Genomic DNA, 21,237 nt, shown 5'->3' on the forward strand with positions numbered 1-21,237 from the left:
GCGGATGACGGGCGCTCCACCGGGGAGCACCCGCTCACCGAAGGGACGACACCACCATGACCACCATCCTGGTGACCGGCGGCACCGGCACCCTCGGCAGGCTCGTCACCGAGCGGCTGCGCTCCGCAGGAGGGCACGGAGAACACGGAGAGCGGGAAGAGCACGAGGTGCGCGTGCTGAGCCGCCGTTCCCGGCCGTACGCCGTGGATCTGCGCGAGGGCACGGGGCTGGCCGCGGCCGTCGCGGGCGTGGACACGGTCGTGCACTGCGCGAGCTCGCCGCGAGGCGGCGACGAGCAGGCGGCACGCCATCTCGTCGAGGCGGCGCGTGACGCGGGGGTCCGGCACCTGGTGTACATCTCGATCGTCGGCGTGGACCGGGTGCCACTCGGTTACTACCGGACGAAGCTCGCCGTCGAGGGGCTGATCGAGGAGTCGGGGCTCGGCTGGACGGTGCTGCGCACGACGCAGTTCCACGACCTGGCGTTGCGGGTCCTGGAGGGCTCGGCGAAGCTGCCGGTCATGCTGTTGCCGGCGGGGGTCGCCGACCAGCCGGTCGACGTGGCGGAGGTCGCCGCCCGGCTGGCCGAGCTCGCCGGCGGGGCGCCCGCGGGGCGTGTGCCCGACATGGGCGGTCCCGAGGTCCGTACGCTTCCGGAGCTGGCCCGGGCCTACCTGCACGCGAGCGGACGCCGCCGGCCCCTGGTGAACGTACGCCTGGCAGGCCGGGCGTACCGCGGGTTCCGCGCCGGCGGGCATCTGACGCCTGAGCGAGCGGTGGGCACGGTCACGTTCGAACAGTTCCTGGCGAAGAGCTTCCCCGCCCAACGGTGACCCCGGGGACGGGGCGGGCGAGGTGGTGCCTGGAGAAGGTGACCGTGTACGCCACGTACGCCAGCCTCGGTCTGGGGGACGCTGGAGCGGGCGCACGCTGCGGGTTTGGCGGCTTGGGACCTGATCGTCGTGGACGAGGCCCACCGGGTTTCGGGCCGGATCGGGAAGCCGTGGGCGGTCGTTCACGACAACCAGAAGATTCCCTCCCTGCGCCTTCTGTACATGACGGCCACGCCCCGGCTGTGGCAGCTCGGGGACGAGGACGAGGCCGGCGCACCGGGCGAGCTGGTCGCGAGCATGGACGACGACCCCGGCGGGCCCTTCGGCAGTAGGGCGTTCACGTTGACGCTCTCGGAGGCCATCGATTGGGCAATCTGTGCCCCCTACCAGCTTGTATGCGTGGACGTCACGGACACCGCGCTCCAGGCCGCGCAGCTCCTGGGCGCGGAGGGCCGGTCGGCAGAGGTTCGTGGTGCGCGGCTCGACGCCCTCCAGACCGCGTTGGTGAAGGCGTCCTCGGAGGAGAATTTCCGCAGGACGCTGGTCTTCCACCACCAGGTCCGCGAGGCCGAAGCTTTCCCGGCCGGCCTCCCGACGTCGCCGCGCAGCTCCACGCCAGCGACCCCGAGCTGTACCCGGCCACGATCTGGGCGGACTGGCTGTGCGGGGATCACAAGCCGCTGCACCGACGGATTCTGCTGGGCGAGTTCGCCGCCGGGATCGCCACGGACGGCACCGTGGTGGAGAAGCGCTTCCTGGGCTCGGTGAAGGTCTTGGGCGAGGGCGTCGACACCAAGAACTGCGACTCCGTCTACTGGGCGGATGTGCGCGGCTCGATGCCCGACCTGGTCCAGGCCGTGGGCCGGGCGCTGCGGATGCAGCCGGGCGAGGGCAAGATGGCGTCGCTCGTGGCGCCGGTGCTGCTCGGGCCGGGCGACACGGCGGACAACATGCTCACGTCCCGGGCCTTCGGCGGGCTCGCCAAGCTCTTGGAGGCACTGCGGGTGCACGACGCCAGGATCGTCGAGCAGCTCGCCGAACAGCAGGCCCCGAGCCGCTACAAGCCCGTAGCCAAGGACGAGAGCGGAAAGGACGGCGGGAGCGGCGAGGGCGCCGGGGGCGTCAGCGCCTCCGCCAAGGCCCTGCTGAAGTTCTCCACGCCCCGCGACCCGGCCGCGCTCGCCGCGTCATCAACCTGCGCGTCCTCAACCCGGAACACGAGCACTGGCGGCGCGGCGTGGAAGCGGCCGTCATCTACGTCCGCGCACACGGCGACCTGAAGGTCCCGTTCACGTACCGCGTCCCAGAGGGCGAGGAAGCCGAGGGAATTGGCTGGCCAGCCTCGCTGGCGAACTTCCCGCTGGGGCAGTGGATCGCCGACGCTCGCCGGTTTTACGCCCGCGGCGACATGGACGAGGACCGTATCGAGCAGCTGGAGAAGCTCGGCATGATCTGGAGCCATTTCGACGTCGCGCGGGAGGAGGGCCTGTCCGCCGCCCGCGGGTGGGCCGCCGAACACGGCCACCTCCCTGCCCCGCTGGACGCCGCCCACCAGGGCGATCTGGCTGAAGAACGCCCGCGCCGCCGCCCGCCGCGCCCAGGAGCTTGATGGATCGTTTGCCATCCAAGGTGGACCGACCAGCTGAACAGGTCTGATGGCTCCGTTGTTAGGGTCCGGTCCTGTGACTCTTTCAAATCCCGCAGCCAAAAAGCGGTTCCTCGTCCTGCACGACTATGGGATGGGCGGTTCGTGGTGGTGGGTCCACGCTCGGTCGGCCCGGGAGATTTTGGAAACGTTCGCATGGACCGAGGTTGTCACCAAGCAGGAGTCGGTGACCTGGGCCGAGGGCCAGGAGCTCGAAGAAGTCGACATCGATGCACCGCTCATGCCTCCAGGCCTGGACGACCTGCGGGCCAAACGCGACGTACAGCGCGGGCTTCCTGGCTTCGGCGCACTCGCGGACAGGAGCATCGTGTACGTGCGGCGTCACTGGGACGGCGAGGACGACGGCGGCCCGGTCTACCTCATGGAGGTCGAATCGGACGGGCGCCGGACCCGCGAAGTGGAGCTGGCTGAGGACGGGAGCGGCCGCATCAGGAGCGAACCTGACGACTGGCCCTTCAACCCGCCGGTCGTCGACTTCTTCGACCCCGAGTTGCCAGGCCAGGAGATCACCCGGGAAGAGTTCGAGGAGCAATGGGAACGCGCCGTACCCACTTCTGGCCTGTAGCCGCCCACGGCACGTGATCCTGCTTCGATGGCAAACGGTCCAAGTCCGGTGACAGAGAACACTTCGTCTTCGTCACCCGGCCGCGTGCTCCGATCAGGAAAGCCCCCGAACGCGTCACAGGCAGGCCTCACACGGTGACGCCTGCCGAACGCGAACGCCGCCGCCATGCCCTCGTGCGGCACCGCGGCGAGCACTATCGGCTGTCCGACCGTTCCCGGGCGCCGAAAAGGGGTGTCGCTGGGGTACCAGGTCGCCCCGCACTCCGGGCAGCGGAACCTCGGCCACGGATGCGGCCTGCCTTCGATCAGGGCCCGCATCGCCTCGCCGCCGGCGTCGATCGCTGGCCTGCGGGCCCGCTAGGTGTATTGACTCGCAGGGTTGTTTACGCGGCTGATGGGCGGGTGTCCGTCGAGTGCGGTGTGGCAGCGGTGGTGGTTGTAGGTGTGGAGGAAGTGTGCCAGGGCTTCGGTCCGCTCGGTGTTGCTGGTGTAGGGCCGTTGGTAGGCCCATTCGTCGAGCAGGGTGCGGTTGAAGCGTTCGGCCTTGCCGTTGGTCTGGGGCCGGTAGGCGCGGGTGAGTTTGCCGGTCGCGCCGAGGGCGGCGATGGCGGTCTTCCAGGCCAGGCCTTTGCGGTAGGCCCAGGCGTTGTCGGTCAGCACCCGTTCGATCCGGTCGATGCCGTGATTGCGGAAGAAGGCGGCCGCGCGGGTGAGGAAGCCTGCGCAGGTCGCGACTTCTCGTCTTCGTGGATCTCGCTGTAGGCGAGGCGCGAGTGGTCGTCGACGGCTCCTTCTGAACATCCTGGCCGGCAAGGACGACGAGCTAAAGCGACTCCGCCGCGAGCTGGAGACGTTCAGCCCGAACGTCCCCGGCGCCCGTCTCGGAACCGCGGCAGGGGTGGAGACAGCAAGCGCAGACTTGAGTCTCCTGCAGGGGGGACAGGAAGGTGAGCTCATGGACGGCGGCACCCTCTACTCGATCGGCGAACTGGCCAGCGCACCGGGCTGACGGTCAAGACCATCCGGTTCTACTCCGATCGGGGCATCGTCGAGCTCGCCGGCCGCACCCACGCCGGCTACCGGCTCTACGCCCAGGACACCGTCGCTCGCCTTGCCCTCGTGCGAACACTGCGAGAACTGGGACTCGGCCTCGCCACGATCCGGCACGTCGTGAACCAGGAACTCACACTCAGCAAAGTCGCCGCTGAACACGCGGCCGCACCTGACGCGCAGATCGGCATCCTGCGACTGCGACGGGTGGTTCTGACAGCCGCCGCCAAACGCGAACCCACCCCCGAGGAGCTGGAACTCATGCACCAGCTGGCCACGCTCTCCGAAGCCGAACGCCGACGCCTGATCGACGACTTCCTCAGCAGCGTCTTCGAAGGCCTCCACCGCGGCTCCTACCACGCTGCAGCTCGGCGTTCTATGACGCCCGAGCTCCCCAACAGCCCCACAGACGAACAGATCAGAGCATGGGTGGAGCTGGCTGAACTGTCTCTGGGCCCGGATTTCCGCGCAAGTGTGCCGCGCCTGGCCGAAGACCACGCAGCCGCCCTGCCCGACGACGCCCCCACGCCACCTCGCCCAGACATGATCGCCATTGCCCGAGATCTCGTTGGGCCAGCCGTGGCGCGCGCGGCATCAGCCCCGACTCGCCCCAGGCCGATCCTGTCGTCGCGTCGCTCACCGCCCACTGCGCGCCCGCCCACGGCCGCCCCGATGACGCCGAGCTGCACCGGTGGCTGCTACAGCGCCTGAAAGCCGCGAGCGATCCGCGCAGGGACCAGTACCTCCGGCTGCTCGCGCTGATCAACGACTGGTCGACACCGGAACGCCTCACCCCCGGTGATCGACTGGTCCATCACAGCTCTGCGGATACGGGCAGCCCAATGACGCAACAACCTCACAGCCCCGCCCCACAGTTACTGGCGGCGGGTGCCCAAGCCTTCGGGGGGCGCCGCGGTCGTACTCGGGGAGCGTTGCGTCGCTGCGCGGTACCCGTTTCACCTCGCGGCGGCGCTTCTTCCGGGGGCGTGGCATCACCTGACTTCTCGCGGGCTTGCATCTTCGCTTGGAAGCGCCGGTTGCGGACTTCGAGGAGAGCGGACACGCCCGCCGGACAGTCTCCGACCTCCTGCCCCGGCAACCCCGGCGCACCCGCTGGGCAGTCGCGCCGATCTGCGATAAAGTGATATCACTTTGCTACACCGAGCAGGGTACGGACGCGCAGAGAACGGGGACCCTCATGTTGACCACCTCCTCCCACCACCCCGGGCCCGCCCCCGCGGACGGCCTCCCCGAGATGCCCGCACCCCGGGTCACCGAGTTCCAGGCGCACAGCATCGGCGGCGGCCTCGCCCTCCTCCTCGGCCTGCTCGGCGTCGTCCTTTCGGCCGGCCTGATCGTGCTCGGCGCGACCGCTGTCCCGGTGGGCCTGAAGATCGTGCTGGTCGTCGTCGGCGTGCTGCTCTTCTTCGGCTCGCTGCTCGCGATGAGCGGACTGAACATGGTCTCGCCCGGTGAGGCCCGCGTCGTCCAGCTCTTCGGCCGCTACCGGGGCACCATCCGCACCGACGGTCTGCGCTGGGTGAACCCGCTCACCACCCGTAACAAGATCTCCACCCGGGTCCGCAACCACGAGACCGCCGTGCTGAAGGTCAACGACGCGTACGGCAACCCGATCGAGCTGGCGGCGGTCGTGGTCTGGCGGGTCGAGGACACCGCGCAGGCCCTCTTCGAGGTGGACGACTTCCTGGAGTTCGTCTCCACCCAGGCGGAGGCGGCGGTACGGCACATCGCCATCGAGTACCCCTACGACGCCCACGAGGAGGAGGGCCTCTCGCTGCGCGGCAACGCGGAGGAGATCACCCAGAAGCTCGATATCGAGCTGCGTGCGCGGGTCGAGGCGGCCGGGGTGCACATCATCGAGTCCCGCTTCACCCACCTCGCGTACGCTCCGGAGATCGCCTCCGCGATGCTTCAGCGGCAGCAGGCCGGCGCCGTGGTGGCGGCCCGCAAGCTGATCGTGGAGGGCGCGGTGGGCATGGTCGAGCAGGCGCTCGGCCGGATCGCGGAACAGGGCATTGTCGAGCTGGACGAGGAGCGCAAGGCGGCCATGGTGAGCAACCTCCTGGTGGTGCTGTGCGGCGACCGCGCGACCCAGCCGGTCATCAACACGGGTTCGCTCTACCAGTGAGCGACGACGAGACGGAGGGCCCGGCACCCAAGCCCCGCAAGGAGCCGCGCAAACAGGTGCTGCTCCGGCTCGACCCCAAGGTGTACGACGCCCTGGCCCGCTGGGCCTCCGACGAGCTGCGCAGCGCGAACGCCCAGATCGAGTTCCTGCTCCGCAAGTCGCTCATGGACACGGGCCGCCTACCCAAGAACACCGGCCCGATTCCGCGCCGGGGGCGCCCGCCGAAGGACCCGGACCCCGAGTAGCCGCGGGCCGGGCATAGGGCGAAGGTGAGGGGGGGTCGGGACGCCGGCCGGGCGCCTGCTCTCCCCGCTCACTCCGTCCGCAGCCCGTCCGGCCGCATCAGCCGCCACAGCGGAGGCAGGCTGAGCAACCCACGAGGGCATCCATTCAGGCATGGAGCTGATTGTGGCGGCTGATTGGGGGCCGGATGAACGCTTACGGCCCCCGTCCGGTCTCAGTGCTTCCGCTGGAACGCTGACTCGAGGCCGAGGCACAGCACCCCGCCGCGGCAGAGTTCGGCCCTGGCATCCGCCGCTTCGGCGTTAACGGGGGCGGGCGACGGTGGGAACCGCTACCGGCCGATGTCGTACTCGATCCCAGTGCCCTTTGTAGGCGGTCTGGGCGCTGGGCTCCAACGTGGCACGGCGGTTTGCCGGAAAAGTGCGCCCTCAGCCGTCCTCCGCGAGGATCAGATCGGCTGTGTGGTGCGGACAGGCCAGGGTGTGCCGGGTCACCGACAGGAACTCGCCGTCGGCGCTGAGAGTCCGTGCTCCGCCAGTGGCCGCAGTGGCCCGGCAAACGCCACAGAAGACGACCTTCAAAGGGAACAGGTCTGCCGAAGGGCGGGATCGTGTCGTCTGTTCCAACGCCTGCTCCTGCGGTGGCGGCACGGGCGAGACGAACCAGTCACACCAGCCCTTTGATCACCCCTCACCAGTGTGAAAACTCCGCAGGTCACCCCGTATAGGACGCGCTCTGTCCTATACGGAGGGCATGCTTCCGGCTAGGACTTCTCAAGGCGGGCTGCGTGCCCGTGAGAAGGCCACCGGCCCTTTTGCCCGCATCCCCTCTCGAGGAGTGATCCCTGATCAAATCACCTGCCATCTCTCCGTGCCTGGGTGTCTCGGACACCCAGGCGACCGTCGACTTCTACGAGAAGCTCGGCTTCACCGCCCTGCCCGCCGGCAACGACCCCGACGACGACCTGCGCATCCTCCTCTTCGAGGGCGAGTTCGCGCTGATGGTCTATTGCGACGAGCAGCTGCGCGGCTGGCTGCCCGTCCTCAAGGACACTCCGGTCGGCGCGTTCGGCATGTTCTACCTGGCAGTGGACGACTTCGACTCCTACGTCGAGCGCATCCGGCCCCTGGTCACCGTCCAGAAGGACGTCATGGAGCACCAGGGCCAGAAGCTCTTCTACTTCACCGACCCCAACGGCTACGTCATCGCTGTCACCCAGAAGCAGAGCTGGTGACCGCCGTGACGGGGTCTGCCTTTCCTGAACAGTCGTCTCCTGATCCGGGACGGTGTAGCCCAGCGCGCGACCCCCGCCGTGCCACTGTCGCAAAGTCGGCTGTGGGGGACAAAGAACTCACCGTCCGGCGAATCAGCGGCGCCTGACTCAGAATCGCCGCAACGGCGTCGCGGAAGCGCGGTGACGGGCGCCTGACCGGACGCCCCGGAGAGGGCGTCCTGCGGGTCCCAGCCCCGCATTCTTGCCCGCGGCGACGGTCCTGACCAGCTCCGCCTGGGCCTTCGCGACGTGCTCCAGGGCGCCGCGTTCGGTTTCGGTCGTGTAGACGTACGCGACGACCGTGCCGATGCGCATAGCCGCCGACCGTCCCCTCCTCCTCATCTCCACGCCTGCATGCCCGGCCTGCCCGGCCGCGACAGAGCCATTCACGGTGGAGGGCGAGCCGGTCTGGCGCTGCCCTTGCTGCTGCCCCCGCACATTCGGTTTCGTACTCTGCGAGGGCAGTCGTTGTCGTCCAGCGGCCGAGGACGACGTACACGGGTTCGCCCGGATGCGTTACCCGGGTACGAATCCCGGCGACGACTGCGTCGCTGGACCAGTTCTCGCTGACCCGGCGCCGACCGATGGGCCGCTGCGCTAGCCTCGGGCTGTACCCGACCACCGGAGGACCCGATGGCGCACCTGGCCTTCGACGAGGCCGAGCAGCGCGAGCTCCGCGAAGCCGCGCGCAGCGAGTTCCCCGGGAACCCGGCGCTCGCCTACGTCCTCGAGAACCTCGCCTCCGAGGGCATCGACCTCGACCGGTGCCGCGACTGGGACGACATCCGGGCCGAGAAGGGCCTGCCCGAGCGGAACGACGAGGCCCCGAACGTTGCCTAGTCCCAAGCACTCCCGCGGCCGCCGACCGCGCATCGTGTTCATCGAGCCGGCCGAGACCCAGGTCCGCGCCCTGAGCGCCGCGCAGGCCGCGATCCTGGACGGGACCCTGAACGCGATCGCGGCCGACCCCGACGCGGTCAAGCCGCACGCGCCTCAGCACTGCGTGACTACGAGCAGGACGGCGTCCGCGTGATCTTCTACGCGACCGCGCTCGGGAGCATCCTCATCGTCACCTACGTCGAAGTCGACTGACCGAAGCGGAGGCATGTCGGCTGGTTCGCGCCCTTGTGGCCGATCGCCCCGGTCCGTCACCTTCAGGATCGACAGCACGTCGTTCGTGAAGGGGGACATGTTGGCCAACCCGACCACACCCGCACCCCGACCCCTCACCCGCTGGACCGGCCGCGCGCTCCTGCACTGGGCGCGCCTCCTCCAGCACACCGTCGCCGGCCTGGACCGGCGTAAAGCCCTCGTCGCCCGCCGCAACTCCGCCATGCGCGCAGCGCACCAGCACGGGATAGACCGCGATGCGATCGCCCGGGCGGTGGGCCTGAGCACCCAGCAGACCCGTAAGGCCCTGAAGGGCGAGCCGACCGTCGAGTGACCGTTCATCCTCCACGGTGTGCGCGGCGGGTCACCCTCACCGGTGGTCACGACTGCACCCCGCCGTCGTTCGTGGCCCCCAGGTTCCACGCTCTGGCCTGGGGCCACGGACACCCTGCCGTCGGCCCTGCGGCTAAGGGTATTGACCTGCAGCGTTGTTGACGCGGCTGATGGGCGGGTGTCCGCCGAGTGCGGTGTGACTGCGGTGGTGGTGTGGTTGTAGATGTGGAGGTGTCGGCGTACACGTGAACGTGGCTCTGGCAAGATTTTCGTAGCTGGAGATCATCTCGATGACACGGTCGGCCGGTTCGCATAGTGGCGGCGAAGGGCCTCCGGGTGCTCCACAGGCCGGCGACGACCGCATCCCGGTCGCGTAGGAGCCCGTCGGCGAACTGTCGCAGGGCTGGGAGGTCGTCACGCCCGCCCCGTTCGATCCAATCGTGGAGGTCTTAGCCGCGGTGTTCGCAAGTTCGACGCGACGACCAGGGATTCAATCTGTGTCTCGTTGAGGACCCTGACTCTCGATGCTCCGCCAAGGAGCTCCTTCCCCCGGCTCAAGAGCCTCGACAAAGCCAGTAGCACCACGTCACAAGATCAGCGACAGAGCCCATTCGTCCGTACCCGACTGGGGAGAAAGTCCGTACGCCGACACCTGGGCCTTCGCCGTTATCCGGACCGGTTCCGAAGCGGAGCTCCGCGCCGTAGGTCGCGTCAGAAGTGGAGGATGCCGAGATCTCGCACCGTGTCGGCCAGAGCACGGATGAGGTCGTTCTCGGCTTCCGTCCGCCAGACCAGGGCGAAGGTCAAGGTTCCTATCTCGGGGATGGGCAGCCATCGGATGTGGGACATGCCCCAGTACCTGGTGACATGGCTGGGGAAGGTGTGGATGATTTCGCCCATACCGATGAGGCTGACCAGCTCGTCGGAATTGTCCGCCGGCTTGATGCGCTCGATCCGCCGGCCTCGTGGGGTGTGAAAGGGCAGGTAGCTGTCCTCCCAGTAGTCCGGCACGTCGAGGGCGGTGGCATGTGGGAACTCGGCGAGCAGCTCCAGCGGAACGGAGTCCCGTTGCGTGAAGCGGTGGTCGGCGGGCACGCCAAGGACCCGGGAGTCGGTGCAGAAGGTCGGACCGACGGTGAGGTCTGGCTCTTCCACCGGCAGCCAGACGACAAGGACATCCGTGGCGCCGGAACGGAGCCGGCCGAACACATCGTTGAAGGTCTCTAGGCGTATCTGGAGTTCGCACTGCGGATTCCTCGCGCGGAACGCCTTCCAGTACGGGTGCAGATCGGGCAGGTTGAAGGGCATCAGGCTGACGCGAAGCTGAGCCGTGATGCCGCGGGCCGCCAGCCGGGCGCGCTCCAGGGATGCGTGCAGGCCCGCGTAGACCGGTTGCAGATCATCGCGGAACTGTCGACCGACCTCGGTCAGGAACACCGTGCGGCTGGTGCGGGCGAACAGCTCGGCGCCGATGCGCCGTTCCTGCTTCTTGATGGCCTGACTGACGCGCGCCTGGGAGACGTGCAGCCGCTGTGCCGTCCGGCCGAAGTGCAGCTCCTCCGCCAGCACCAGGAATATCTCGATGTCCCGTAGCTCCACCGGCCCCCCAGCCTGTCGTCGATAACCCAGCGGTTATCGAACCGCGCGGAAGTTTACATTGATCATGATTGCGGCCGGCCAGAAGGTTGAGGGCATGCAAGCACTCATGAAGAACCCGGCGCTCGTCCTGCCGGACGCGCTTACGAGCATCGGCAGCTTCTTCAAGTCGGTCAACCAGGGAGCCCTCTCCAACCATCTGCCCGAGATCGTGGCTCTGCGCGCCAGCCAGGTCGTCGGCTGCGGTGACTGCGTGCACACCCACGTGCGGAGTTTGCGCGAGGCGGGTGAGAGTGACGAGCGGGTGGCGGCGGTGGCCGCCTGGCGGGAGGCACCGTTCTTCACCGATGCCGAGCAGGCCGCACTGGAGCTGGCCGAGGAGGTCACGCGCCTGGCCGACCGCTCCCCGGGCCCCGTGCCTGACGGCGTGCCGGACGCGCTGTGGGAGCAGCTGGCCGCGCACTTCAACGAGCAGCAGCTGTCCGCCCTGATCCTGTCGATCGGCGTGACGAACATGTTCGACTGCCACACCATCGCGGTCCGTGAACCGGTCGGCGGGTCCCGGGGCCGACGCCGGCCATGAGCGATGCCTTCGACCTGACCGTGATGTACGTGATGCACGATGCCCTTCGCCGGGAGCTGGCCCATCTGGACCGGATGACCACCGGCGCGGACCGTGATCCCGGGCAATTACCGGCCACGGCCGGATGGGCGCTGTTCAAGAAGGCTCTCCACGCCCATCACACGGCCGAGGACGAGGCCCTGTGGCCGGTGCTCCGCGGACGCCTGGCCGGTCACCCGAAGGACCTGGCTCTTCTGGAGGCGTTGGAGGCCGAACACGCAGCCATCGTCCCGCTGGTCAAGGCCATCGACGCGGCTCTCGCGGCTCCCGAGGTCGACCATCTGGGGTTGGGCATCCTGACCGACGCATTGGCCACCGGTCTGGCAGGGCATCTCAAGCACGAGGAGGACACGGCCCTGCCACTGGTCCGGCGGGCGTTGACGGCCGAGCAGTGGGGCCGCTTCCGTCAGGTCCAGGCCCAGCTGATCTGCCCGGAGGCGCCGCTGATGCTGCCGTGGCTGCTGGACGGCGCCGACGAGCGGACGGTGGCGAAGCTGCTCGCTCCCCTGCCCGCATCCGTTCGCGCCGCCTACACCACCGAGTGGGCCCCGGCTTACACCGCCGTGGACCGTTGGAGTCCTGGCACCGCCCCGACGCACTGACACCCCGGCTGCCGCGCCCCGCAGAGCGTCGCGTCGCGTCGCGTCGGTCAGTGTCGCAGGGGCCGGGGCCGGCCCGATGCCACCCGTGGGGCGGTTCACGGGCCCCGCAGTCTCGCACGGCATGCGTGCGCCCCGTCCGGAACCGGAACCCGAACTTACGTTTCCCGCAGAAGATCCCTGGAGTCATCGCCTTGTCCGAGCACATCCACCTCAGTCCGCTCCACGACATCTCGGCCGCCGACGCCGCGGCCTGGCACCGGGTCGTCGCCGCCTCGATGGCCCATGACCTGCCCGGAGTACCGTCTCCCGGCCCCGATCAGATCCACGCCCAGCTCACCAAACCCACGCTGAACAGCCACCGGCTGACCTGGCTGGCCACCGGGGCGGACGGCAGTCCGGTCGGAGTCGCGGGCCTGCGGCTGTTCACTTCCCCGGGGCGGGATCACCTGGCCGAACTGGAACTCCACGTAAACCCCGCGTACCGGCGCCTGGGCACCGGCTCCCTCCTGCTGTCGGCGGTCGTGGCGGCCTGCCGTGCCGAGGACCGGCGCAGCCTGATCGTCGAGGTGGCGGCCGACGGCCCGGGCGAAGCCTTCTGCGAAAAGCGGAACTTCCGCCAGGCACTGGCCCTGAACCATCTGATCCTGCGCCTGGACCAGTTGGGCGAGGCCACCGTTCTCCAGGTCGCCGAGGCCGAGCACCCCGGCTACCGGCTGACGGGCTGGACCGGCACGGTGCCCGACGACCTCGCCGCCGCCTTCGCCACCGCCAAGAACGCGATGAACGATATGCCCGTCGGAGACCTGGACTACGGCACCGAGAACTGGGACGCCGACCGCGTAAGGACCATGGCTCAGGTGATCGCCGACCGCGGCGACACCCTGCTGACCCTCACCGCCGTCCACGACGACGGCGCCATGGCCGGATACACCGAGATCCTGCTCCCTCGGGGCGCGGCACCTCGGGCGCAGCAGTACGACACCGCCGTCGTGCCCGCGCACCGCGGCCATGGCCTCGGGCTGTGGCTCAAGGCCGCCATGGTGCGCCGGCTGCGCGCCGAGCATCCCGGTGTCGTCGAGATCGAGACCGACAACGCCGAGGACAACGTCCACATGCTGGCTGTCAACCACCGGTTGGGGTTCCGCTCCTACCGGCGCACGCGCGAGTTCCAGCTCGACGTGCCCGCAGTCTGATCCCAGTACCCGTACGCACCACCGTGGCGAAGAAGCGAGAGGCCCCCGCGCAGGCCGACCTACCGCCTCCCCGCCCCACCCACCCGTCCCAGCTCACACTTCCGAGGAATCGCCATGCATGTGTCCGCCTCCACCGTTTCTCTCACCGTCGCCGACGTCGACGCCTCCCGTGACTTCTTCTGCACCCACCTCGGCTACGAAGTGACAATGGCCCAGGACGGCTTCGCCTCTCTGACCCGCGAGGGAGCCGCCGTCGACATCGTCCTGCTCCGCAAGGGCACCGAGGTCCTGCCCACCGAGCAACGGGACCGGGAAGCAGGCGGCCTGATCCTCGCGCTCACGGTCACCGGCCTCGCCGCGGAGGAGGCCCGGCTGCGCGCGGCGGGCGCCCCCATCACCATGGCCCTGCGGGAGGAGCCCTGGGGTGAGCGGCTGTTCCAGATGACCGACCCCAACGGGGTCGTCGTCCAGCTCGTCGAATGGGCCGTCCCCGGCGCCGGCACGGACGGGAGCGGGAGCACAGACGGGAGCGAAGGCACCGCCGTTCAGGTGATCACTCCCTCGGCCGACGATGTCACCGTCTCCCCTAACGCCACCATGACGGGCCTCGCGGCCCCCAGCCGCGGCAGCGCCGAACTCAGCACCTGGACGGTCTTGATGGAAGCCGGCGCGACCGGACCCGAGCATTCCATCAGCCGCGAGCAGGTTTGGACGGTCACGGCGGGCGCCCTGGAAGTGACCTGCGACGGCCGTACCGAGAAGGTACAGGCCGGCCAGAGCCTGATCCTGCCGCCGACCCTCGTCCGCCGTATCCACGCCCCGGAACGGGCAGAGGCCCACGTCTCGATGCGCTCCGACGGAGTCGCCTCCGTTCCCGGCACCGAGGGCACCCGCGACCTCCCCTGGGCTCGGTGACCGCGACCACCGCACACCAGCCCGCCTCCCGGCGGCTTCCGGCGCGATCGGGAACCGTCCCGAACCATCACCGGCCGAGGCCGGGATACACAGAAACGAGAATGACGACATGCGCGTGCTGATCATGGCCTACGGGTCACGCGGCGACATCATGCCGCCGACCGCCCTCGCGGCACAGCTGCAGAAACTCGGCGCAGAGGTACGGGTGTGCGCACCTCCGGACGAGGAGTTCGCCCAGCTGCTGGCCGGAGTTGGTGTGGAGCACGTGCCCTTCGGCCGAGCGGTGCGCCCGCTGGTCACCGGCGCGCCGCCGTCGCCCGACTTCGCCACCGAGTTCGCGGCCGAGCTGGTAGCCGCGCACTTCGACACGATCGCCGAGGCGGCCGAGGGATGCGACGTGCTGGTGGCGACCGGCCTCATGCCGGCCGGCGCACGGTCGGTGGCCGAGAAGCTGGGCATCCGCTACGTGTACGCCTGCTTCCACCCGTTCGAGATACCGTCGACGAACTACTTCCCGTCACCGCGGCCGGGCCCGGGGATCTCCGCCGAGGGGATCGACCCGACCGACAACCGGGCCATGTGGGACCTGGACGTCCAGAAGGTCAACGCCCTGTACCTGGCCCCGCTCAACGCCCACCGGGCGGAGATCGGGCTGCCGCCGCTGGACAACGTCCGCGACCACGTCTTCGGCGACCGGCCGTGGCTGGCTGCGGACCCGGTCCTGGGGCCGTGGCAGGAGCTGACGGACCTCGAACTCGTCCAGACCGGCGCGTGGATCCTGCCCGACGAGCGCCCGCTGCCGGCCGACCTGGAGGCGTTCCTGGACGCCGGCACACCGCCGGTGTTCGTGGGCTTCGGCAGCATGCCCATGCGCGCGGCGACGGACGTCGCCCGAGTGACCGTCGAGGCGGTCCGCGCGCAGGGCCGACGCGTACTCGTCTCGCGCGGCTGGGCCGACCTGGGCCTGGTCGACGACGCGGACGACTGCTTCGCCGTCGGCGACGTCAACCACCAGGCCCTCTTCCGCCGACTGGCCGCCGTCGTGCACCACGGCGGCGCGGGCACGACGACGACGGCCGCCCGGGCCGGCGCACCGCAGGTCGTGGTGCCGCAGTTCGTGGACCAGCCGCACTGGGCAGCCCAGGTCGCCGAACTGGGCATCGGCACGGCCCACGACGGTCCGGTCCCGACCTTCGAGTCCCTGTCGGCCGCGCTCAGCACGGCGCTGGCGCCCCAGACCGCGGCCCGGGCGAAGGCCGTCGCGGGCAGGGTCCGGGGCGACGGGACGGCGGTCGCCGCGAAACTCCTCCTCGATGCGGGGCAGGCTGCGCCGGTGAGCCGCGAACAGATCTCCGGCATCGCGCACGCCGACCACCCGATCAAGGCTCCGCTCGACGACGAATCGGTCAGCCGGCTGCTCGAACGCGCCCTCCCGCGAGGCGACGAGCGCGTGCTCGACCTCGGATGCGGCACAGCCGAATGGCTCCTGCGCGCCCTGGCGACACGCCCGCACCTGCACGCCGAAGGCGTCGACGTCTCCGAGGTCGCCCTGACGCAGGCCCGCCGGGCAGCGAGCGAACGCGGGGTCGAGGAGCGCCTGGTCCTCCACCACCAGGAAGCCGCGGACTTCGTCTCCGAGCAGCCGTTCGACCTGGTGATCAGCGTCGGCGCCACCCACGCCTTCGGCGGTCTTCTCCCCACCCTCGCAGCGGCCCGCAAGCACTTGGCCCCCGGCGGCCGCGTCCTGATCGGCGAGTCGTTCTGGGACCGCGCCCCCTCGCCGGCGGCGGTCGAGGCGTTCGGTGACCTCGACGACCTGGCGACCACGGTGGACCGCGTCGTCGCCGACGGCTGGGCCCCTGTCCACGGCCATGTCAGTACCCGCGGTGAGCTGGACGCCTACGAGTGGGCCTGCTGGGGCTCGCTGGCCTCATGGGCGCTGGATCACTCGGCGGAGCCGGCGAGCGTCCAGGTGCTGGAGACGGCCACCGCTCAGCGTTCGCAGTGGCTGCACGGGTACCGGGACAGCTTCGGCTTCCTGTGCCTGGTCCTGCGTGAGACACCCGTCATGACGACCGGAAAGTGAGTACCCGGAAGTGAATGCACAGATGCAACCGACGTTCGTGCTGGTCCACGGAGCCTTCGCGAACTCCTTCTCCTTCGCGCCCCTCCAGGCCGAACTCGGCCTCCTCGGGCACCGCTCGGTCGCCGTCGACTTGCCCGGTCATGGCTTCCAGGCGACCTTCATACGCGCCTACCAGTCCCCTCAGGACCCCGAGGGCCTCGCCACCGCGCCCGGCTCGATCAAGGGCGTGACGCTCGCCGACAACGCCGCGCACCTGATCGGGATCCTCGAGCGGGCCAAGCAGAACGGCCCCGTGATCCTCGTCGCCCACAGCCGCGGCGGCATCACGGCCACGGTCGCGGCCAACGCCCGCCCGGATCTGATCGACCGCATCGTCTACGTCTCGGCCTGGTGCCCGGTCGACCTCGACGTCAACGACTACTACGCCGAGCCGGAGATGACCACGGTCGACCCGGCCGCTTTCGCCCCGGCCCTGGCCGGAAACCCTGCCGACCTCGGCCTGCTCCGCGTCAACTTCCGCACCGCGAACCCGGACTCGCTCGCGGCGCTCAAGGGAGCCTTCTTCGCCGACGGCACCGACGAGCAGTTCCTCACCTTCCTGAACACCTTCCAGCCCGACGAGAACCTGGACGCCGGTAGCTCCGCCGACCGAGCGCAGGCCGCGACCTGGGGCCGCGTCCCCAAGACCTACATCCGCCTGGCCGCCGACACGAGCCTGCCTCTCGCCTTGCAGGACCGGCTGATCCGTGAGGGCGACGAGCTGACACCACACAATCCGTACGACGTCCGCACACTGGAGGGAAGCCACCTGAGGTGGCTGGTCGACCCGGCGCCGGCGGCCCGCCTCCTGGGCGAACTCGCCACGCTCCCGGGGCCGTCCGCTCCGGCATGAGCGGACTGGCCTGAGCGGATCGGTGGTGGAGACACGAGGAACGAGGGCGCCCGCGCGGGGCGCACCACGACCGCCCCCGGCGCTGACATCGGACGCCGCTACCGGCTGACGGCCTTAGCTTGGTCTTCGGCGCCAGGGTTACCTATGGCCCAGCCGCGTTTGTCAGACCGCCCCGGTACGGTCAGCGCATGCGAGCTACGGCAACTTTCACAGTCAAAGCGTTCGTCCCGACCGAGCTGAAGCCTCAGCCTGCCGTGTCCACTGGGCTCCCGGTAGGTGTGGCGACGATGGAGAAACACTTCGAGGGAGAGGTCGCGGGACGTTCGGCGACCCTGTTCACTGCCGCGTTCGACCAGTCCACCGGCGTCGGCAGCTATGTGGCCATGGAGTCATTCGAAGGCTCCCTGCAGGGACGGGAGGGAGCCTTCAACTTCGCGCACTCGGCGACAACATCCGGCAGCGACCGCACAGCGGAGTTCTTCACCATCGTGCCTTCGAGTGGCACCGGCGAGCTGGCCGGGATCTCCGGGGCCGGAGGGATAGCCGTTGAAGCTGACGGCACGCATCGCATCTGGTTCGACTACCAGCTCGGCTAGGCGTGTTTTAGAACTCGCTGACCTGCCTGGTTGGCCGTCCGGGGAAGTCGCGGGCGGCCATCCAGATGGTGAGGTCGCGGGCGATGTCATTGACGCTGGACGCCGTGGTGACCTCGTGCTCGTTGCGGGCGGTGTCACGGCGGACGATCTCGTAGCCGCCTTCATCGAGGACGGCCACGGAGGCGAACCAGACGGGGTCGTCCTCGTCGGGCTGGACGACCAGGAAGGTGTTGTCGGAGTTGTTGAGGTCGCTGATCAGGAGGAAAGTTCCGCCCCATCCGCCAACGCCCGGCACATCGCGAACGTCGGATCAGTCCGCCATTCCCCCACGTCACACCGCCCCACCGTCGAGTCCGAGCGGAACCGATCATGCCACCTTCAGGTCCGCGTGTTCGAAGCCGGAGGTAGACGACAAGCTGAACGCCTGTTTTCGTCCTGATGTTCTTCAGCCTCCTCCTTCGGGACGCGGCGCCGCCCGGGCGCAGCCGGGGCCAGCGGTCGCTACTCCTTCCGCCCCCGGGCCTAGGAGGGTGTGTGAATGCCTGATCCCCTCTCCTGCCTACCGCGAGGTACTACCACGGGAATGCCCAGGTCGACGGTTTGGGGCACGTAGGTCAGCCTCCCCGCTTCGACCTGCTTCTGCCGAAGCAGCCTCAAGGTCAGATCGATGCCCTCGATCTCGCCGAGCCAGCCTTCAGCGTCGGCACGGGCCCGGCGTGCGATCAGATCGGTCTCGATCTCCTCCAGGCGGAAGGCCATCTGCGGGTTGACCCGCAGAAGCGGACAGCGGATGCAGGCATGTTCGTGGCGGCAGTCGCTGGCGTACGGCCGGCCGCAGTCGCCGAGCTCGACCTTGCGGGTGTCGAAGTGCTGCTCGAACTCGCTCCACTCGGCGCTGGTCGGGTCCGGTATTCGCCGTCGGGTCGCAGGCGGCGCCGGTAGTCCCGGAACTGCTGGTAGTGCCGGACCTTCACTCCGGCGCAGGGGCTTGAGGCAGCACCTTCGACTTCGGTCGCGCTGGGTGATCACGAGATGTTGACCAGAGTCATCAGGACTGGCTGCTGTCACAGACCAGCACCGTCGCGAGGGGTTATTGGAGCAGGATGTTTTGCGGAGCAGTTCGAATCCGGGTCGGGCGCTCGAAGTTCACGTACCAGTTCCGCAGGCCGGCGCCGGTGAAGAACGCGTTGATGCTGGACCATTCGCCCGGCGGCTTCCACATCAGCAGCTCCCTCTCCTGCCACACGCCGTCCTCGAGGTCCCACTCCCCCGCCGCCATCACCTCGAACGCCTCGGTGCGCAGCGTCCGGTCGCCGCCCGCCGCGCGGGCCTTGGCTTACAGGGAGGGCCAGCGGGCTTCGGCTCCCGGTGCGCAGGCGATCACCAGCGCGTCGCCGGTGTCGTCGATGACCCGCAGCGCCTGCTCGCTCCACACCCGGCCGGAGCGGTGTACGACGCGCCGTACGACCGTCTGAACCATCTCGAACCTGCGCACCGCATCCTCCTCCGCCGGCCGAGGCGGTGATGTCCGGCCCGGCTTGCCCAGCTCAGCGCGCTATGACCGCTGTGGGCACTCGTCCGGCCAGGCTTGCTGGAGGTCGATGACGAACCGCCGGTCGCAGTCCCCGCGCAGAGACGGCCGGGGTTCTTGTCCAGGCATCGGGAGCGTGGGGACCCCGAACGTGGTCGAAGCCCCCACGCTCCGAGCTGTACATGCGGGGAATCAGGCGCCGCTCCATCCAGACAGCGGGGCTGGGCCTCACCTCCTTCACGTCCACGGAGTAAACGCCCGACACCCACCGGGTCATGCGCGTTCTTGTGGCTCTTCCTGAAGGGTGGCTCGATGCTCCTCATGCCCATCGGACGCGAGCGGCTCCGCCGGGCGGCCCTCCAATTCCCGCTGCCTGGCGGCCAAGGCCTTCGCCAGCATCCTCGCCCGGTAGGGGTTCGACGTTCCGAGAGCCTTCGCCACCTCCACGGCCTCGTCCAACAGGGCCAACCGTCGCTCAGGCAGCTCCCGCACCAGGGGCGACGTGCTCGCCTCCACCAGGACGTACGCCAGCTTCGACCCGTACGCCTCCGGCTCGACCTGAGTCAGAAGGCGGTAGATCCACATCCCCTCGGCGCCGCCCACCACCCGCCTGTTGGCACTGAGCAGCCTGACCCTCGCCAGTACAACCATGTCCTGATCCATCGATCCCCCTCGTCCCCCCACCCCCGGGCCCGTGCACGCCACACGGCGAGACAACACAGCGAACCCGCCGACAACCAGGAAGAGTTGCCGACAGCTTGGCCGGAGAGTGGATGACGACGAGTCTGGCCCGCGGCACCAGCCGCCACAAGGTCGAACGGACGTGCCGTGCGTCCTACCGAAACCGCCTCCGAACAGGCATGATGGACCTGACACTCACTCAAGTCAGTCTGCCAACCCTTGCTCGACTCAGCCACGGCATCCTGTGCATTTCAGCGGGCTGGACAGGGTGTTCCTGGCCGGTTCCGCTGGCTTGTCCGTGCGTCAGCCTGAGACCTCTTCGACGGTGGCCACGATGAGGCCCGGGAGGAAGTCGATGGCCCGCTTCAGCAGGCTCTCGACGGGGACGGCGTGGTGGTTACTGTCCACCCTGATGAGTCCGGCCCATCCGGCCGGCTCGTAGCGGGCCAGCATCGAGAGCGTGTAGACGACCGACCACCAGGCCATCAGCAAGTGTGGTTCCCGGCCAGTCGGTGGGATCGCCGGCAAGAACCAGCGTGACCGGCCGTGGCTCCGAGTGAGGCCGACGCGCTCGTGTCCTTGGGGCATGAGCCAACTCACCCGGAGTTCGCCACCGCCGCGGTCGTAGCGGGTAAAGTCGGGTGGCCCGTCGGGGCGGGGTGTCCGGCGGACGTACTCGTGATGCTGGGCGAGGCCCGGGTACTTCGCGAAGAACTCGTTCACCGTCTCCTGACTACCGCTGTCGATGACCCAGTCTGGGATGTCGCAGACCGGGACGTGCAGCAGAGGGTGGGGGTCGCCGTGGATGCTGACATCGTTCGTGTACAGGGCGGGGTGCCGGTTCCGGTCCGTGAGCGGGTACTCGAGGTTGACCGGCAGCAAGTCCCAGACATCCTCGAGCCGCACGGGATCGTCCTTGCCCCAGACCGGGGAGTCGAGGAGCCGACTCAGCCGCACGAAACTGCCCCGCGATGTCGCGGGGTCAGTGCGGATCTCGATGTCGGCGAAGGGCTTGTCGAAGCCGCTAGCCCGGATGCCGTGCCCGTCAAGTCGCCAGTGCTCGTCCTTGAGATCGACCGCCGCCGCGGCGATGGCACGGCCGGCCTGGCTCAAGCCGTAAAAGACCTGCAGGGGTCGAGTGGCCGGGCCCACCACGGCGGCCGCGCGGAACATCTGCTCTGCCTGTTCCAGGGCCGCCGCGTACGTCTTCCGGCGCGCTCCACCGCCAGCCTTGCCGGGCGGGTTCGCCCGGCTCGCACGCAGCTTCTCCCACGCCTCGTCAGGATCCGCCTTCATGTACAT

The 21,237-nt window shown here is 69.2% G+C and carries 25 protein-coding genes and 3 pseudogenes; 20 read left to right on the forward strand and 8 right to left on the reverse strand.

Annotation, left to right across the window (positions count from 1 at the left end; all coding sequences use genetic code 11):
• Window positions 1-56 precede the first annotated feature (56 nt).
• The 5 genes from ACFYV5_RS10065 (at window position 57) to ACFYV5_RS10085 (ending at window position 3,064) form a co-directional block, all read left to right on the forward strand.
• A complete protein-coding gene (locus ACFYV5_RS10065; protein ID WP_389166583.1) occupies window positions 57-833 on the forward strand; it encodes an SDR family oxidoreductase in 777 nt (258 codons plus the stop codon).
• 129 nt (window positions 834-962) lie between these two features.
• Window positions 963-1,601, forward strand: a complete 639-nt coding sequence (locus ACFYV5_RS10070) for a hypothetical protein (RefSeq protein WP_389167798.1) — start codon at window positions 963-965, stop codon at window positions 1,599-1,601.
• Window positions 1,571-2,113 carry a helicase-related protein gene (locus ACFYV5_RS10075; RefSeq protein WP_389166586.1) on the forward strand — a complete coding sequence of 181 codons (543 nt, stop codon included), beginning with the start codon at window positions 1,571-1,573 and terminating at the stop codon, window positions 2,111-2,113. The genes ACFYV5_RS10070 and ACFYV5_RS10075 overlap by 31 nt, the downstream gene beginning before the upstream one ends.
• Entirely contained in the window at window positions 2,071-2,442 is a 372-nt protein-coding gene (locus ACFYV5_RS10080; RefSeq protein WP_389166588.1) for a helicase associated domain-containing protein, read from the forward strand. The genes ACFYV5_RS10075 and ACFYV5_RS10080 overlap by 43 nt, the downstream gene beginning before the upstream one ends.
• 73 nt (window positions 2,443-2,515) lie before the next feature.
• Entirely contained in the window at window positions 2,516-3,064 is a 549-nt protein-coding gene (locus tag ACFYV5_RS10085) for a hypothetical protein (protein WP_389166591.1), read from the forward strand.
• Window positions 3,065-3,420: 356 nt separating this feature from the next.
• Here ACFYV5_RS10085 and ACFYV5_RS10090 read toward each other — a convergent pair.
• Window positions 3,421-3,851, reverse strand: a pseudogene (locus ACFYV5_RS10090) (integrase core domain-containing protein); the annotation flags it as partial.
• Between the two features lie 167 nt (window positions 3,852-4,018).
• On the opposite strand from ACFYV5_RS10090, the pseudogene ACFYV5_RS10095 reads away from it, so the two are divergent.
• The 7 genes and pseudogenes from ACFYV5_RS10095 to ACFYV5_RS10125 all read left to right on the forward strand — a co-directional run bounded on the left by ACFYV5_RS10095 (window position 4,019) and on the right by ACFYV5_RS10125 (window position 9,222).
• A pseudogene (locus ACFYV5_RS10095) lies at window positions 4,019-4,959 on the forward strand (MerR family transcriptional regulator).
• Window positions 4,960-5,311: 352 nt separating this feature from the next.
• The gene (locus ACFYV5_RS10100) at window positions 5,312-6,262 is read left to right on the forward strand and encodes an SPFH domain-containing protein (protein WP_389166594.1); all 951 of its coding nucleotides are present in this window, start codon (window positions 5,312-5,314) and stop codon (window positions 6,260-6,262) included.
• A complete protein-coding gene (locus tag ACFYV5_RS10105; RefSeq protein WP_389166596.1) occupies window positions 6,259-6,507 on the forward strand; it encodes a hypothetical protein in 249 nt (82 codons plus the stop codon). The genes ACFYV5_RS10100 and ACFYV5_RS10105 overlap by 4 nt, the downstream gene beginning before the upstream one ends.
• Before the next feature lie 872 nt (window positions 6,508-7,379).
• Window positions 7,380-7,739, forward strand: coding sequence for a VOC family protein (locus ACFYV5_RS10110; RefSeq protein WP_389167800.1), 360 nt, complete (start codon window positions 7,380-7,382; stop codon window positions 7,737-7,739).
• 672 nt (window positions 7,740-8,411) lie between these two features.
• On the forward strand, window positions 8,412-8,618 hold the full coding sequence (locus ACFYV5_RS10115; RefSeq protein ID WP_389166599.1) for a hypothetical protein: 207 nt from the start codon (window positions 8,412-8,414) through the stop codon (window positions 8,616-8,618).
• Window positions 8,611-8,811 (forward strand): hypothetical protein, encoded by a 201-nt coding sequence (locus tag ACFYV5_RS10120; protein WP_389166602.1) that lies wholly within the window; start codon window positions 8,611-8,613, stop codon window positions 8,809-8,811. Before ACFYV5_RS10115 ends, ACFYV5_RS10120 begins: the two co-directional genes overlap by 8 nt.
• 156 nt (window positions 8,812-8,967) lie before the next feature.
• Complete coding sequence (locus tag ACFYV5_RS10125; RefSeq protein ID WP_389166605.1) at window positions 8,968-9,222, forward strand: hypothetical protein; 255 nt, start codon at window positions 8,968-8,970, stop codon at window positions 9,220-9,222.
• Between the two features lie 710 nt (window positions 9,223-9,932).
• Here ACFYV5_RS10125 and ACFYV5_RS10130 read toward each other — a convergent pair.
• On the reverse strand, window positions 9,933-10,820 hold the full coding sequence (locus ACFYV5_RS10130; RefSeq protein WP_389166609.1) for a LysR substrate-binding domain-containing protein: 888 nt from the start codon (window positions 10,818-10,820) through the stop codon (window positions 9,933-9,935).
• 94 nt (window positions 10,821-10,914) lie between these two features.
• Between ACFYV5_RS10130 and ACFYV5_RS10135 the strand changes: the two genes are divergently transcribed.
• The 8 genes and pseudogenes from ACFYV5_RS10135 to ACFYV5_RS10170 all read left to right on the forward strand — a co-directional run bounded on the left by ACFYV5_RS10135 (window position 10,915) and on the right by ACFYV5_RS10170 (window position 17,723).
• Window positions 10,915-11,400 carry a carboxymuconolactone decarboxylase family protein gene (locus ACFYV5_RS10135; RefSeq protein ID WP_389166612.1) on the forward strand — a complete coding sequence of 162 codons (486 nt, stop codon included), beginning with the start codon at window positions 10,915-10,917 and terminating at the stop codon, window positions 11,398-11,400.
• On the forward strand, window positions 11,397-12,041 hold the full coding sequence (locus ACFYV5_RS10140; protein ID WP_389166615.1) for a hemerythrin domain-containing protein: 645 nt from the start codon (window positions 11,397-11,399) through the stop codon (window positions 12,039-12,041). Before ACFYV5_RS10135 ends, ACFYV5_RS10140 begins: the two co-directional genes overlap by 4 nt.
• Window positions 12,042-12,232: 191 nt before the next feature.
• Window positions 12,233-13,234, forward strand: coding sequence for a GNAT family N-acetyltransferase (locus ACFYV5_RS10145; RefSeq protein ID WP_389166617.1), 1,002 nt, complete (start codon window positions 12,233-12,235; stop codon window positions 13,232-13,234).
• Window positions 13,235-13,348: 114 nt separating this feature from the next.
• Window positions 13,349-14,149 (forward strand): VOC family protein, encoded by an 801-nt coding sequence (locus ACFYV5_RS10150; RefSeq protein WP_389166620.1) that lies wholly within the window; start codon window positions 13,349-13,351, stop codon window positions 14,147-14,149.
• A 109-nt stretch (window positions 14,150-14,258) separates the two neighbouring features.
• Window positions 14,259-15,464 (forward strand): annotated as a pseudogene (locus ACFYV5_RS10155) (glycosyltransferase); the annotation flags it as partial.
• Between the two features lie 18 nt (window positions 15,465-15,482).
• Complete coding sequence (locus ACFYV5_RS10160; protein ID WP_389167803.1) at window positions 15,483-16,235, forward strand: SAM-dependent methyltransferase; 753 nt, start codon at window positions 15,483-15,485, stop codon at window positions 16,233-16,235.
• Window positions 16,236-16,257: 22 nt separating this feature from the next.
• Complete coding sequence (locus ACFYV5_RS10165) at window positions 16,258-17,127, forward strand: alpha/beta fold hydrolase (RefSeq protein ID WP_389166622.1); 870 nt, start codon at window positions 16,258-16,260, stop codon at window positions 17,125-17,127.
• A 188-nt stretch (window positions 17,128-17,315) separates the two neighbouring features.
• Window positions 17,316-17,723, forward strand: a complete 408-nt coding sequence (locus ACFYV5_RS10170) for a DUF3224 domain-containing protein (protein ID WP_389166625.1) — start codon at window positions 17,316-17,318, stop codon at window positions 17,721-17,723.
• Window positions 17,724-17,730: 7 nt separating this feature from the next.
• Here ACFYV5_RS10170 and ACFYV5_RS10175 read toward each other — a convergent pair whose 3' ends face one another.
• From ACFYV5_RS10175 to ACFYV5_RS10200, 6 genes are all read right to left on the reverse strand, one after another.
• Window positions 17,731-18,018 (reverse strand): hypothetical protein, encoded by a 288-nt coding sequence (locus ACFYV5_RS10175; protein ID WP_389166628.1) that lies wholly within the window; start codon window positions 18,016-18,018, stop codon window positions 17,731-17,733.
• Between the two features lie 227 nt (window positions 18,019-18,245).
• Window positions 18,246-18,752, reverse strand: a complete 507-nt coding sequence (locus ACFYV5_RS10180; protein ID WP_389166631.1) for a hypothetical protein — start codon at window positions 18,750-18,752, stop codon at window positions 18,246-18,248.
• Between the two features lie 61 nt (window positions 18,753-18,813).
• Window positions 18,814-19,002 (reverse strand): hypothetical protein, encoded by a 189-nt coding sequence (locus ACFYV5_RS10185; RefSeq protein ID WP_389166634.1) that lies wholly within the window; start codon window positions 19,000-19,002, stop codon window positions 18,814-18,816.
• Window positions 19,003-19,059: 57 nt separating this feature from the next.
• On the reverse strand, window positions 19,060-19,218 hold the full coding sequence (locus tag ACFYV5_RS10190) for a hypothetical protein (protein WP_389166637.1): 159 nt from the start codon (window positions 19,216-19,218) through the stop codon (window positions 19,060-19,062).
• 309 nt (window positions 19,219-19,527) lie between these two features.
• Window positions 19,528-19,917 carry a hypothetical protein gene (locus ACFYV5_RS10195; RefSeq protein WP_389166640.1) on the reverse strand — a complete coding sequence of 130 codons (390 nt, stop codon included), beginning with the start codon at window positions 19,915-19,917 and terminating at the stop codon, window positions 19,528-19,530.
• A gap of 321 nt (window positions 19,918-20,238) precedes the next feature.
• Window positions 20,239-21,237, reverse strand: coding sequence for a YaaC family protein (locus tag ACFYV5_RS10200; protein ID WP_389166643.1), 999 nt, complete (start codon window positions 21,235-21,237; stop codon window positions 20,239-20,241).

This window comes from Streptomyces sp. NPDC003035 (assembly GCF_042888285.1).
Lineage (GTDB): Bacteria > Actinomycetota > Actinomycetes > Streptomycetales > Streptomycetaceae > Streptomyces.